General features: G+C 59.0%; 17 protein-coding genes. 8 read left to right on the top strand and 9 right to left on the bottom strand.

The genetic code is table 11. From position 1 onward, the window contains the following. Window positions 1-28: 28 nt before the first annotated feature. The gene (locus N7578_RS18620) at window positions 29-943 is read right to left on the bottom strand and encodes a DMT family transporter (RefSeq protein WP_311111717.1); all 915 of its coding nucleotides are present in this window, start codon (window positions 941-943) and stop codon (window positions 29-31) included. Window positions 944-1,130: 187 nt separating this feature from the next. On the opposite strand from N7578_RS18620, the gene gcvA reads away from it, so the two are divergent. Genes gcvA through N7578_RS18605 form a run of 3 tightly spaced genes read left to right on the top strand, consistent with a single transcriptional unit; the run spans window position 1,131 to window position 3,228 of the window. Next, window positions 1,131-2,033 (top strand): transcriptional regulator GcvA, encoded by a 903-nt coding sequence (gene gcvA / locus N7578_RS18615; protein ID WP_311111716.1) that lies wholly within the window; start codon window positions 1,131-1,133, stop codon window positions 2,031-2,033. A gap of 47 nt (window positions 2,034-2,080) precedes the next feature. Continuing rightward, window positions 2,081-2,689, top strand: coding sequence for a 3'-5' exonuclease (locus tag N7578_RS18610; RefSeq protein WP_311111715.1), 609 nt, complete (start codon window positions 2,081-2,083; stop codon window positions 2,687-2,689). Between the two features lie 47 nt (window positions 2,690-2,736). After that, window positions 2,737-3,228, top strand: a complete 492-nt coding sequence (locus tag N7578_RS18605; RefSeq protein ID WP_311111714.1) for a CreA family protein — start codon at window positions 2,737-2,739, stop codon at window positions 3,226-3,228. 40 nt (window positions 3,229-3,268) lie between these two features. Here N7578_RS18605 and N7578_RS18600 read toward each other — a convergent pair whose 3' ends face one another. Both N7578_RS18600 and N7578_RS18595 read right to left on the bottom strand, forming a co-directional pair. Then, the gene (locus N7578_RS18600; protein ID WP_311111713.1) at window positions 3,269-3,736 is read right to left on the bottom strand and encodes a chemotaxis protein CheW; all 468 of its coding nucleotides are present in this window, start codon (window positions 3,734-3,736) and stop codon (window positions 3,269-3,271) included. A gap of 135 nt (window positions 3,737-3,871) precedes the next feature. Then, a complete protein-coding gene (locus tag N7578_RS18595) occupies window positions 3,872-4,204 on the bottom strand; it encodes a hypothetical protein (RefSeq protein WP_311111712.1) in 333 nt (110 codons plus the stop codon). A gap of 60 nt (window positions 4,205-4,264) precedes the next feature. On the opposite strand from N7578_RS18595, the gene N7578_RS18590 reads away from it, so the two are divergent. Further along, entirely contained in the window at window positions 4,265-4,864 is a 600-nt protein-coding gene (locus N7578_RS18590; protein ID WP_311111711.1) for an SCO family protein, read from the top strand. A gap of 133 nt (window positions 4,865-4,997) precedes the next feature. After that, a complete protein-coding gene (locus N7578_RS18585; RefSeq protein WP_311111710.1) occupies window positions 4,998-5,879 on the top strand; it encodes a 50S ribosomal protein L11 methyltransferase in 882 nt (293 codons plus the stop codon). Between the two features lie 155 nt (window positions 5,880-6,034). Here the strand turns inward: N7578_RS18585 and N7578_RS18580 are convergent, their stop codons facing one another. Continuing rightward, a complete protein-coding gene (locus N7578_RS18580; protein ID WP_311111709.1) occupies window positions 6,035-6,208 on the bottom strand; it encodes a hypothetical protein in 174 nt (57 codons plus the stop codon). A gap of 284 nt (window positions 6,209-6,492) precedes the next feature. Between N7578_RS18580 and N7578_RS18575 the strand changes: the two genes are divergently transcribed. Further along, window positions 6,493-8,328, top strand: a complete 1,836-nt coding sequence (locus tag N7578_RS18575; RefSeq protein WP_311111708.1) for an aminopeptidase P family protein — start codon at window positions 6,493-6,495, stop codon at window positions 8,326-8,328. On the opposite strand, the gene N7578_RS18570 is transcribed toward N7578_RS18575, so the two are convergent. Beyond that, window positions 8,318-8,632, bottom strand: a complete 315-nt coding sequence (locus N7578_RS18570; protein WP_311111707.1) for an AzlD family protein — start codon at window positions 8,630-8,632, stop codon at window positions 8,318-8,320. The genes N7578_RS18575 and N7578_RS18570 overlap by 11 nt on opposite strands. Further along, window positions 8,629-9,342, bottom strand: coding sequence for an AzlC family ABC transporter permease (locus tag N7578_RS18565; protein WP_311111706.1), 714 nt, complete (start codon window positions 9,340-9,342; stop codon window positions 8,629-8,631). Before N7578_RS18565 ends, N7578_RS18570 begins: the two co-directional genes overlap by 4 nt. 148 nt (window positions 9,343-9,490) lie before the next feature. Between N7578_RS18565 and N7578_RS18560 the strand changes: the two genes are divergently transcribed. Next, complete coding sequence (locus N7578_RS18560) at window positions 9,491-9,727, top strand: DUF2164 domain-containing protein (RefSeq protein ID WP_311111705.1); 237 nt, start codon at window positions 9,491-9,493, stop codon at window positions 9,725-9,727. Window positions 9,728-9,729: 2 nt separating this feature from the next. On the opposite strand, the gene pncA is transcribed toward N7578_RS18560, so the two are convergent. Continuing rightward, window positions 9,730-10,356, bottom strand: coding sequence for a bifunctional nicotinamidase/pyrazinamidase (pncA, locus tag N7578_RS18555; RefSeq protein WP_311111704.1), 627 nt, complete (start codon window positions 10,354-10,356; stop codon window positions 9,730-9,732). Between the two features lie 424 nt (window positions 10,357-10,780). On the opposite strand from pncA, the gene N7578_RS18550 reads away from it, so the two are divergent. Further along, window positions 10,781-12,061, top strand: coding sequence for a DUF2778 domain-containing protein (locus tag N7578_RS18550; RefSeq protein WP_311111703.1), 1,281 nt, complete (start codon window positions 10,781-10,783; stop codon window positions 12,059-12,061). A gap of 3 nt (window positions 12,062-12,064) precedes the next feature. Here N7578_RS18550 and N7578_RS18545 read toward each other — a convergent pair whose 3' ends face one another. After that, entirely contained in the window at window positions 12,065-12,490 is a 426-nt protein-coding gene (locus N7578_RS18545) for a DMT family transporter (RefSeq protein ID WP_311111702.1), read from the bottom strand. After that, window positions 12,487-12,969: a DMT family transporter gene (locus N7578_RS18540; protein ID WP_311111701.1), complete on the bottom strand. Its 483-nt coding sequence runs from the start codon at window positions 12,967-12,969 to the stop codon at window positions 12,487-12,489. The genes N7578_RS18545 and N7578_RS18540 overlap by 4 nt, the downstream gene beginning before the upstream one ends. Window positions 12,970-13,309: the final 340 nt, after the last annotated feature.

The raw sequence follows: 13,309 nt of genomic DNA, 5'->3' as shown, positions 1-13,309 counted from the left end.
TGGTTTGTTGTCAACGCCTCTTCCCGTTTTACGCGAGCCGCAGACGCCTGAGCAGCCTTCCGTCGATTGCTGCCAGTCCGGCGGCGATCATCGCCATTCCTGCGAAATGCTTGGGTTCCAGCCGTTCACCGAGAAACATGGAGCCGAGCAGGATGGCGCTGACGGGAATGAGGAAGGTCACGAGGGCGAGATTGGTCGCACCAGCCGTCGCCAGAATGCGGAAGAAGATGAGATAGGCGAGTGCCGTCGACAGGAGCGCGATGCCGACCAGCGCCCCCCATGTTTCGAGGCCGGGCATCGCGAGCGTCCACGGTTTGTCGATCAGCAGCGCCAGCGGAATCAGCATCAGCGTCGAGGAGGAGATCTGACCGGTTGCTGTCATCAGCGGCGGTACGCCCATTGCCTTGAAGCGGCGGCCGAATATGCTGGCGAAGGCGTATGAGATGGCGGCGCCGAGGACGGCGATCTGTCCGACCAGACCGGATGTTGCGCCAGCCAGGGCGGCCGGACCGATCATCGTTGCTACTCCGGCGAAGCCAACAAGGACACCCGCCAGCTTGTTGCCGGTCATCTTCTCGTCGGCGGTGAGGAAATGGGCGACGATCACCGTAAACAGCGGCGTGGTTGCATTCAGAACGGAAGCGAGGCCGCTTGCAATATGCGTCTGGCCCCAGACGATCAGGCAGAAGGGAATGATGTTGTTGAGCAGCCCCATGCCGAAAAAGGCACGCCATACCGTCCACTGGCGGGGCAGCTGAAGACCCATGATGCGGCAGACGATCAGGAGCGCGATCGCCGCAAGAGATACACGTAGCGTCACGATCGTCACCGGCGGTAACTCCTTCACGGCGATACCGACGAAAAAGAACGATCCCCCCCAGAGCAGGGAGAGCGCCACGAGCATTGCCCATTCTGTGGCGTTCATCTGTTTTTGTACCGACATGATGTTCCCTCCGAGGGTTGAATAATTGCTGACACGGAAGCAAAACTCCACCCGATATCGGTTGAGTTTTCCTCTGCATCATTTTTTTCTTATCGGACTTTTCATTGCGAATTATGTTTATTTACTGCCTGTTGCAGGCTACTTTCAAACGATTGTTTTTCGCTGAATGATTGAGGTTGGCTAAATCATGGCTGCAGAACTTCCATCCCTCAAAGGCTTGCAGGCTTTCGAAGCGGCAGCGCGTTACCGAAGTGTCACCCTTGCCGCGAACGAGCTCAACGTGACGCCGGGTGCGGTCAGCCTTCAGGTCCGCGATCTGGAAACGCGCCTTGGCGTGCAGTTGTTCTTCCGCAGACCGCGCAGCATTCAGCTGACCCGTAAGGGTGAACGATATTACGGTGCGCTTCGCACCGCATTCCGTATGATGCGCGAGGCCACGGCGGAACTGACGGCGCGCTCGGATATCACGGTTCTTACGCTCAGCTGCACGCCGACCTTCGCAGCTCAATGGTTGATGCCGCGGCTACCGGCCTTCCAGCAACAGCATCCGCACATCGATGTACGCATCAGCGTGACGAACCGTCTGGTGGATTTTTCCAAGGATGACGTCGATCTTGCCGTGCGGCATGGTTATGGCCGTTATGAGGGACTGGAAAGCATCCGGTTCATAGACGACAGCACGTTGCCGGTGTGCTCACCGATGCTGATCGAAAAACGCGGGCCGCTGCGGGTGCCGGGTGATCTGAAATCCGTTCCGTTGCTGCATGACGAGAACAGGAACGAGTGGCGTCTCTGGCTGGAAACAGCGGGTGCTGCGGACGTCGATGCGTCCGGGGGGACGGTCTTCATCGACAGCAACGGCGCGCTCGATGCCGCCAAGGCGGGGCACGGCATTGCGTTGACGCGGCGGTCGCTGGTTTCGCGGGAGCTTGCTGAGGGGACACTGTTGGCGCCTTTTGAAAAAGACATCACCAGCACGCTTGCCTATTTCCTCGTCTATCCGCCGCGAATGCTCGACAATCCTGATTTAGTGAAGCTGCGCGACTGGATGCTCTCGCAAGCCCATTCTGGCGGCGACGGTTCTCTTTGAACCGATTCCGGTTTATGCCGGGGGTGAGACAGACACGGGAATCACTTTTGAAAACCATCGCCATCGATTTCGAAACCGCCAATGAGGAGAGGGGCAGTGCCTGCTCCGTCGGGTTGGCGTGGATAGAGCAAGGTGAGATCGTGCGTGTCGAGGAACGGCTCATTCGCCCCAGAGACATGCGGTTTTCGCCGTTCAATATCGCCGTTCACGGCATCCGCCCGGCCGACGTCGAGAATGCGCCGGAGTTTCCCGAGGTTATGGAGGAGTTCATCGACGACTTCCATGACGCAACGATGATTGCCCATAACGCCGCCTTCGATTTCAGCGTCATGCGCGCCTCGTTCGACAAATACCGGCAGCGTTATCCGCAGCTCTCCTACCTGTGCAGCGTCAAGATTTCCCAGCGCGTCTGGCCGCACCTGCCGTCGCACAAGCTCAATGTCATTGCCGATCACCTCCAGCTTCGTTTCGTCCATCACAATGCGGCGGAAGATGCGGTGGTTTGTGCCGCTGCCGCGATTGCCGCTGCAAAATCGTTGAAGGTTGCGGATATCCGCGATGTGCCTGAGCGGATCGGCATGGTTGCCGGGCGGTTGACTGCCACGGGTTATGAGCCGTGCAGCATGAAAAAACGCGTCGCTTCCCGGCTTGCCTGACGGAGCGGATTTCCTATCTTCCATCTGAACGCAATGGAGAACATGCGATGAAGACGAAGGGTTTGCGGGCGCTTTTTGCGGGTTTTCTGGCCCTGGTTCCGATATCCGCTGCGCATTCCGAGGTGGTCGGAGAGGTGGGTGTCGACTGGATCGGCAACGATATCATGGTAGAGGCCGTCGCCGATCCCAAGATCAGCGGCGTCACCTGCCATGTTACCTACTTCGAGCGTGGCATGATCGACAGGTTGAAGAACGGCAACTGGTTCGAGGATCCCTCGAACAACGCGATTTCGTGCAGCCAGACCGGCCCGGTGGAAATCGGTGACATCAATCTGTCCAAGGGTGGAGAAGAGGTTTTCCGGCAGGGCATGTCGCTGATCTGGAAAAAACTTGTCGTCAGCCGTGTCTACGACAAGACGAACGACACGCTGATCTACCTGATCCATGCGCGGGAACTGACGGACGGTTCCGCCAAGATGGCGATCTCCACGGTGCCGCTTTATAACCAGCAGGTCACATGGAAAAACGGCAAGCCGTGAGGCTCGCCGTTTCGTAAAATCCATCGATGCTGCTTGCCGATCAGGCGGCTTCGCGCGCCAGTTCGTCGGCGATGACCGTATCGAGGTTGAGGAAGCAGACCATGCTCTTTTCCAGCGCGACGATGCCGCGGCAGAAATTGCGCTGCTCTTCCGGGATGATATCCGGCGCAGGCTGCAGGGATTCGGCGCTGATCGTCATCATGTCTGACACCTGTTCGACCAGCAGGCCGACGAGCTTGCCGCCGATGTCGGTGACGATGATCGCGGAGCGTTCGGAAGGCTCGGTCATCTTCATGCCGAGGCGGCCGGCCATGTCGATGACAGGGATGACGGCGCCGCGCAGGTTGATGAGTCCCAGAACGTAAGGCGGTGTATGCGGCATCGGCGTCACCGGCGCCCAGCCGCGGATTTCGCGGATCGCCATGATGTCGATGCAGAATTCCTGATCGCCGAGATGGAAGGAAACGATTTCGAGATACGCGCCGGATTGTTTGATGGCGTTGGACATGGCCGGAACTTTCCCCTGATGGCTCTCTGGCAGGCCTGGCATGGTATTGAGGCGTTATGCGGAAGCGGGATTTTTCCCGGGAGACATCATGTCGGCGCTTGAAAACCGCTGTCAGCGATAATGCACAGCAAGATTTTAAACATTCCCTAACAGTTTTGCCCAAGTGCTCCGGAACGGCACGTATTTTATCGGTTCTCGCGGAAGCGAATGCCGGATATAGTTGTTGGCATGAACGCGCTTCTCTCCAGTCCGCTCAAATTCGCTCTCGGTGGCGTTGCCACGGCTGCCGTGGTGGCTGTCGTGATTTTGACCTTCGATGGTTGGATGCGGCATGGCACCGACATTTTCCTTTCCGCAGTCCAGAGCGGAATTTCCTGGTGTTTCTGAATTGCTGATCCGCGTTTGCCGTTTGTGACAAATCAGCGCGGGCAGGCGAAATACGCCGAGTTGATTTGCCGTCGTGTGCACTGTTGATTATCCACACGGCGAAGATTGGCGGTTACGCCGATGGGATGGGCAGGATCGAAAATGAGAAATATTCGCATTGCATTGTGGGCCGTCGTTGTTGTTCTCGGTGGCATCATTGGCTGGCTGACGCTGGAAATGACCAAGGCGCGGGAAGAAATGGTGGAAACCGCCTATGGCGTTCCCTTCGAGCTGACGGCGCAGAATGGCCAGCCGATTACCGAGAAAGCCTTTACAGGCAAGCCGACGGCGATTTTCTTCGGATTCACCCATTGCCCGGAAGTCTGCCCGACCACACTGTTCGAGCTGAACGGCTGGATGGAGAAGGTCGATCCGGCTGGCGACAAGATGCAGGCCTATTTCATTTCGGTCGATCCTGAGCGGGATACACCTGAGATCATGCAGCAATATGTATCGAATGTGTCCAAGCGCATAATTGGCGTTACGGGCTCTGCCGACAAGATTGCAGAGACGCTCAAGGGTTACAGGATTTACGCCAAGAAAGTTCCGGTCGACGAGAAAGATCCGAACGGCGATTACACCATGGATCACACCGCCTCAGTGATCCTGCTTGACTCGGAAGCCCGTTTTGCCGGGACCATCGCCTATGGCGAAAACCCCGACGTTGCCGTGCAGAAGCTGGAAAACCTCGTGAAGAGCTGATCGGCGCGACGCCTGATCGTCAAGACGATGAGGGGGCGAAACCCGTGCGGGTTTCGCCCCTTTGCTTATTGGATTGGCGGGCTTTTTGTGGCAAAGGCAAAGGCAGACCCCAAGCCAAGGAAAGCAGCCTGCCGTGAGCGAAATCCGACTTTACGTCACCACGACCGAAATGAAGGCCGGTGAAATCCTCGATCTCATGTCCGACTATTTCGGCGAGGAAGACGTTGCGATTGCCACGACCGAAGTGGATGAGAAGCGCGACATCTGGGAAGCATCGGTCTACCTCATGGCCGATCAGGAAGAAGAGTATCGGGCCCGCGTGGCTGAGTTGCTCGCGCCCGCCTTTCCCGATCTCGTCATCCACAAGGAAGGCATTCCCGATATCGACTGGATTGCCAAGTCTCTGGAGGGGCTGAAGCCCGTCCGAGCGGGCCGCTTTATCGTTCATGGCTCGCACGACCGCGACAAGGTTAGGCCGAACGATCTGGCCATCGAGATCGAGGCGGGGCAGGCATTCGGGACCGGCCACCACGGTACGACGGCGGGTTGCCTTGAAATGATCGAGGATGTGCTGCGGGCGCGCACCATTCGCAATGCGCTCGACCTCGGCACCGGCAGCGGCGTTCTGGCTATTGCCGTGCGCAAGATGCGTCCCATTCCGGTTCTGGCGACGGACATCGATCCGATCGCGGTCAGGGTTGCCAAGGAAAATGTTCGCCTGAACGGTATAGCGTCTGGCATGACGCTTGAAACGGCGCCGGGTTTTCACTCGGATGCATTTCGCAAGCACGGCCCGTTCGACCTGATCATCGCCAACATTCTGGCGCGGCCTCTCATCAAGATGGCGCCGCAGCTCGTGTCGCATCTGGCACCGGGCGGTACCGTCATTCTCTCGGGTATTCTCGCATCGCAGCGCTGGAAGGTGCTCGCCGCCTATAATGGTGCGCGGCTTTCGCATGTCCGCACGATCTGGCGCAATGGCTGGGTCACGCTGCATCTTCGCAAGGACCGATGATCCTCATCCGTCGACATAAAAAAGGCGGCGCTTGCGCGCCGCCTGTGATCAGTCTTGCTGATCTTGCCCGCGAGTCGAGGAGGAGGAACTCAAGCGGGCTGGCGTATTCCGTTTTTCAGGGGCGGTGGAGGGAGGAGATCCGCACCTGAAAGCAATCAGAATACGTAGCTGGACTTTGCCGTGCGGCGAAGTTCTGCGCGGCTCTTGCCGAGTGCTGCGAGCGACGCGTCGTCGAGGTTCAGCAGGGCGGCGTCAACGTGGCGGCTTACCTGACGCTCGCGTGCCTCAATAACGCGATCGAAAGCCGTGCGGAGGAAAGACTTTGCCATTTTTCAAATCCTTGTTTGTACGGGAAAGTTTGTCTCCCCGTTCGATGAGTTGAATATAAGCGATGCCTTTTTGTTTGATTAGTGGCGAGATGTCACGGTAGGCATGCGTTATTCGCATAAGTCGTGAATTTATGTATGACTATTGAGCTGAAGTCTGCGTAAATTTTGCGCTTGATATAGCCGCTTGAAACCACATCGCCGCACATGCCATTGTCGCCCTTCGCAGCCGCTTCGCCGGTTGCAATCGACAATCACATCCAGATGACAGTTTCCGGAAAACACCCATGTTCCAGACCTTCGAAAACAAATCCACCCCGCAGTTCGGCAAGGCTCGCGTCGATACCCTGCGGAGTCAATTCGACGCTCTGGGGATCGATGGATTTCTGGTGCCGCGTGCCGACGAGTATCAGGGCGAATATGTTCCCGAGGCATCGGAACGTCTGGCCTGGCTGACGGGCTTCACCGGTTCCGCCGGTATCGCGCTGATAACGCGCGATCAGGCTGTGGTTTTTGTCGATGGGCGTTATACGACACAGCTTACCTCGCAGGTGGACCAGTCGGTGTTCAGCGGCGGCGATCTGGTCGGCGCGCCGCCCCCGGTCTGGTTGGCAGAGCATGCAGGGCAGGGTTTTCGTCTCGGTATTGATCCATGGCTGCACACCGATGCGGAGCTGAAGCGTCTGGAAAAGGCGCTGGCGGCCAAGGGGGGCGTGGTTGTCCTTCTGGACAGGAACCCGCTCGATTCGTTGTGGGAGGGCCGCCCCTCCGAGCCTCTGGAGCCGGTGACGATCCAGCCCGATGCCTTCACCGGTAAGCTGGCGAAGGAGAAAATTGCCGAGGTGGCCGAAGCGGTCGTGGCAAAGGGCGCACAGGCCGTTCTGGTGACGGACCCTTCGTCGATTGCCTGGATCTTCAATATCCGCGGTAATGATGTGCCGCACACGCCACATCCGCTGGCCCGCGCCATCATCTATGCCGACGGCAGGGCAGATATTTTCCTCGACAAGCGCAAAACGAAGATCGAGGCCGAAGCTTATCTCGCCCAGCTTTCGACGCAGCTGCCGCCGTCGCAGATCGAGCCCCGGCTGCATGCCATTGCGAGTGCCGGTGGGCGCATCATGGTCGATGCCGATCTGGCGCCGGTCGCTCTGACGCGTGCGATCACCGCGGCTGGTGGCGATCTGGTGGAGGCGGCCGATCCCGTTCGTCTGCCGCGGGCCCGCAAGAATGGTGCCGAGCTTGCGGGTTCGGCTGCCGCTCATGTGCAGGACGGTGCCGCCATGGTCGAATATCTCTGCTGGCTGGATGGCCAGAAACCCGGCAGCATTAGCGAAATCACGGCCGTCAAGGCGCTCGAGGCGGCGAGGGCGCGTATCGGTGAGGCGATGCAGAACCCTCTCAAGGACATTTCGTTCGACACCATTTCCGGGGCAGGGGAACACGCCGCGATCATCCATTACCGCGTGACGACGGAAAGCGACCGTCTGTTGAAGGATGGGGAAATGTTCCTCGTCGATTCCGGCGCGCAATACATCAACGGCACGACGGACATCACCCGCACGGTCGCGATTGGCTCTGTGCCGGAAGAGCAGAAGCGCTTTTTCACGCTGGTCCTCAAGGGCATGATCGCCATCAGTCTGGCAAAGTTTCCCAAGGGGTCGCGTGGATGCGATCTCGATCCGCTGGCGCGCATCGCTCTATGGAAGGCGGGCGCGGATTATGCTCACGGCACCGGGCATGGTGTCGGCTCCTACCTGTCGGTTCATGAAGGGCCGCAGCGTATTTCCCGGCTCGCGACACAGGAACTGCTGCCGGGCATGATCCTCTCCAACGAGCCGGGTTATTACCGACCCGGCGCTTTCGGCATCCGCATCGAGAACCTCATCTATGTGCGCGAGGCTGAAGAGGTGGCAGGCGGCGATCAGCCGATGCTGTCATTCGAAACGCTGACGTGGTGCCCCATCGACCGCAGGCTGGTCGTGACGTCGTTGCTGACCGATGAAGAGCTGGATTGGCTGAACGCCTATCACGCTGCCGTATCGGAAAAGGTTTCGCCGATCATCAGCGATGCGACTGTGAAGGCATGGCTGGCCGAGGCCACGAAGCCGCTTACACGATAGCGAAATGGCGCAGCGCGATGACGATCGCCCAGCCCGCCACCAGCATGGTCAGCCCCTGAAAGCGCAGGGCGATGACAAGCGCCGCAATCATTCCGATTTTGAACTCGTACCCGCCCTCGAAAAAGGCGGGTGCGACGAGTGTCGTCAGAACTGCGACGGGAACGGCGTTCAGGCCCGCTTCCATACGCGGCGGAATGGATTTCATGCGCGTCATCAGCACATAACCGCCAATACGCGTCAGATAGGTGGCGATGGCTGCAAGAGCGATCAGCAGCAGCGTATCGACATGAAGGATATCGCTCACTGTTTTTCCCCTTTGCCTGTTACAGTGCCGTTTGCCGCTGGCGGATAAAGAACAGCGACGAGAACGCCTGCCACAGCGCCGATGCTGACGTGCCACGGCGATCCGACGAAATGGTAGGCTGCGGTTGCGCCTAAGGCGCTTGCCAGCATGACGGGATAGAAATTGGCGCGTGTCCTGAAGCCCATGACCATGCCCATGAAATAGATCGGCAACAGCACATCGAGGCCCATGGCCTTCGGATCGCCGACGAGATTGCCCAGTGATGCGCCGATGATCGTCATGACGAGCCAGAAGACATAGACCGGCGCGGCAAAGCCCATGTACCAGGAAAAGCCGAGCTTCTGGCCGTTTTCATAACGTCTGACCGCCTCCGCGAACTGCGGATCGACGAGAAGGAAAAAGCCCGTTGTTTTCTCGGCGAAGGTCCAATGCGCGATCATCTTCGCAATCGCTGCCGAATAGAGAATGTGTCGGAAGTTGACCGCAAAGACCGACAGCACGATGAGCCACGGGGCGACCTTCTGGCCGAACAGTTCGATGCCCACGAGCTGGCTTGCGCCTGCGTAGACGGTGCCGCTCATGATCGTAGCTTCAAGTACGCTCAGGCCATTGTCGACGGCGACCGCGCCGAAAAGCGCGCCAAAGGGGGCGGCGGAAAGGGCAATCGGAAGGCCGTTGCGAAGACCCTCGCGAAAATCTGCGTCAAACATTTCTGGTAACTCCTGACAAGGCAGCTCGTATATTCCTCCTGTCGACATGACAAACGAATTGCATGAATGGATCGATTGATTCTCTTGAACCTTTGCCCGACAGTCGCGCCACGCTAGAAACCCTGAGTAAATGAACAGAGGCATGACGATGCTGCAGAAACAGGAAAAGAGCGCGCTGGCCGCCCGTATCCGGGATTATCTCGCACAGGAAACGGATATCGAGATCGGTTTGTTGCAGGCGGAAATCTTTGTCGACTTTCTGGCGCAAGAGGTGGGCGCCTCGTTTTACAACGAGGGGCTTCGCGATGCCCATGCAGCAGTCATGCGCCGCCTCGACGATGCGGCGAGCGATATCGACGTTCTGGAAAAGCCTGCGCGGCGTTAGGGTTAGGCGCGCAGTATGTCTCGACTTTTTATGGTGGCTGCGCCCTTGGCCTGCATCGCTGCGATTGCCGCCTTGATGCCTTTAGGATCGATCCCCCGGCTGGCATCTTCGATGAACCGCACCTTGACACCCGGCAACATGTCGATGGCGTCGAGCACCGAGAAGCTGACGCAGTAGTCCGTCGCCAGACCGCAGACGTCGAGCACGGTTACGCCCTGACGGCTCAGATAGTCGGCGAGACCCGTGGCCGCGTACTGGTCGTTGTCACGAAACGCCGAATAGCTGTCGACGGCAGGGTTTTCGCCCTTCTGCTGGATATAGTCGAAGGCGTCGGTCTTGAGGTCGGGGTGAAACTCCGCGTCCGCCGTTCCCTGCACGCAATGGTCGGGCCACATCATCTGCGGCTTGCCGGAAAGCTCGCCCATATCGAAGGGTTTCTTGCCGGGGTGCTGGGATGCGAAGCTGCCGTGATTTGCCGGATGCCAGTCCTGCGACGCGACGATGAGGTCATAGCCGCCGTTTTCAATCAGGGAATTGGCGATGGGTACCACCTTGTCGCCATCCGCAACGGCAAGATTGCCGCCCGGGCAAAAACCGTTCTGAATATCGATGAGCAGCAGCGTCTTCATGGTGACCTCCCGGATTTTTACCCGTGAGGATGCCAAGGCCGGTTTGGTCGATCAAGCCCCTTTGTGAAGGTTGTTTTATGGCCGCCGATGAGGGGGCGTTGTGAGGCGATGTTGTCCCGGTGCTGCCGCAATTGCAGCAAACTTCCGGCCAAGTCCCCCGTTACCTGACCATGCGGTGGGGTAAATGCCGGTTTTGCAGGCGTTCCAGCTTTCACGAAAGACATGCTGCCTTGTTTCACGTCAATGCATCGAGCTCGATGGGTTTTCATTTTTTGGGGACATGTAAAGAATTTGGTTACCATAATTCGTCATGCTTCGAGCCAGTCAATTCCGAAACCGGCGTGGTACTTACCCCCGATTCGGATGTCCCCGAATTTCTCCGGCGTCAGCCGGACATGCGTGAACGGTTCGAGTAGCGAGTATCATGGCGTTTTCTGCGGCAGCCTTTAACGGCTCCGGCCCTGCCGGTGCGTCTTCTTTAAAGAGAGGCGAAACCTCATCTCTTGGCCGCTTGTCGGCCCTCCTCGGTGGCGGCGTGTTCGCCGGTGTTTGTGCCATTACCGCGTTCGCTTCGCTCCATTCGATGGCTGCAGCCTCGCACGGGATCGGCAATTTTGAAAAGACCGTGGTCGCCAGGCTGGATCTGGCGAAGGACGCGATGATCGAAACGGCCGAGCGGAACATCCATGTCCGGAAATTTTCTCGTCTGAACGATCAGGGCCACGGGAACCAGAAGGCGACGCGCGTTGCCAGCCTTGCGCCGCAGATCAACTCCAGGGAATTCGCCAGCCGTTTCGGTGGGGCCGCGAATGCAAAAGCGCCCGCAAATGCTGGTGAACTGGCAGCTTTGAAACCGGCCGCCATCGTCGATTCAGCTCTGGGCCGTACGTCGGAAGTGGCCTATCGTGGCACCGAGGCGGAGCATCCCGCCTTTGCGGTCGCGCTGGCTCGGCCGCAGATCGAGGAAGAGGCAAGCGCCGCCCTTCCGGACGAAGTTCCGCTGCCGAGTTTCCGGCCGGAACTGGCAAAGGCCGAAACGGTCGAGCCTTCGCCCCGCCCAGCGCTGCCGAGAGCAAGCGACAGCGTGCCGCAGATGGCCGCAGCGCCGGTTCCTGCGCGTGCGCCGGAACAGCAGAGACACGGAACGGGTGCCATGCTCGCCTTCGCGAAGCCGGATAATCCGGTTCGCGAGCCAAGCAAGATGGACGCCGTTCCGTGGCCCAATCGTGGTGGTGGCACGGCGATTTACGACATTTCCGCAGGCGTCGTTCATATGCCGAACGGCGAGAAGCTCGAAGCGCATTCCGGTATTGGCAAGATGCGCGACAACCCGGATTTCGTGCATGTGAAGATGCGCGGCTCGACGCCGCCTTCCAGCTACAAGCTGACGATGCGCGAAGCACTGTTTCATGGTGTCGAGGCCATTCGCCTGACGCCGGAAAACGGCGTGAAGCCGCATGGACGCGACGGCCTTCTGGCGCATACCTACATGCTGGCGAAGCGCGGTGAATCCAACGGCTGTGTGGTTTTCAGGGATTATCCGCGTTTCCTGGCCGCGTTCAAACGCGGTGAGGTCAAGCGCATGGTTGTCGTGCCGAAGCTGAATGGTAACCGTCCGACGCTGGCCAGCACGGGCGGCGAAAGCGGCACGAAAAGCGGCGGCAAGACGCTGCTTGGCATGTTCTCCCGCGGGACAGATTCCTGATCTTTATTTCCCGCGTCGCTGCGTCAGCGCCATTCCGCCGAGGATCAGGAGAATGCCGAGTGCGCTCGGCCAGACATGGGGCGGGTTCTCGCTGAAAAGGTCGAGAATGACGCCCGATACCATCTGTCCGCTGATCACCAGAAGCGCCGTGTTGACTGCCCCGATACGTGGAATGAGCCAGCTTCCCGACGCGATGAAGATGACGCCTATCGGCCCACCGATGAAGGCAAGCCACGGCGCATCGGCGGCTCCCGGCGGGATCAGCCCGCCGACGATGATGCCGATGACGGTCAGCACGGCAAAACCGACGATGTGGTTCCAGAACGACGCCATCAGCGGCGAGGTGGAGAGGCTAAGGCGACCGTTGATCTGCCGGCTGAGCGACACGAAGAGGCCGCCGGCGAATGCCATCGCAATCCAGAGAATCATGACGCTCTCCCGACCAGAATGATGAGCGCGCTGCCACCGAGGATCAGCGCGACGGCTGCCATGTCGCGCAAATCCGGCCGACGTTTCGGCAGGCCGAAGAGGCCGAAGAGATCGGCGAGCAGACTGAAGATCACCTGTCCGCCAAGCCCTAGCGCAATCGTACCCGACAGGGCGAGAGGCGAGTTGACGGCAGTAGAGGTGAGAATGACGATCGCTGCGCCGACAACGCCGCCACAATAGGCCCAGAGCGGTGCCCTGGGTTTGGCGGCTCCATCCGGGGTGCTATTTCCCCGCAGTATGGCGAGATAGATCAGCGCTGCCACCGTGCCCGTGCCATGCGCAGTCCATGAGGAAAACAGCGCATTGCCATAATGGGCAAGCTGGCCGTTGAAGTGCACCATCAAGGTCAACAGGCCACCGCTTGCGAATGCGGCGGCGAGATGCAGCGGATTGAGACGGGAATGGACGGGGTCAGTCATGGAAAGCCGAAATACTGAGGATGTTCCTCAGCTGTAGAGCGTTTCCTCGTTGAATGGAACCGGTTCTGTTTGATCCCTTCAACACGAAAACGCCCTGGCGGCTATACCGTGGCGGAGGAAACGAATTGTCGGGCTTTCTCACGGTCATCATCAGCCATGTTTCCGCGACGCGGAACAAAAACGGCGGAGACGCCGTTATCAACATATGCAGAAAACGACACGCAAGCCCCTGACGCGAATGACGATTTTCGTCATTTCAATTTTCATCGCCGCTGCCGTCATCGCAGCGATCTATCTCATCGGGTTCACGCCGGGAGAGGTTTGATCTGCGATCCAGCTG

Origin of the sequence: Agrobacterium tumefaciens (assembly GCF_031801495.1) — a bacterium.
Classification (GTDB): domain Bacteria; phylum Pseudomonadota; class Alphaproteobacteria; order Rhizobiales; family Rhizobiaceae; genus Agrobacterium; species Agrobacterium tumefaciens_K.
Note: the sequence above shows the minus strand (reverse complement) of the source record. Positions and strands in the feature narration are given on the sequence as shown.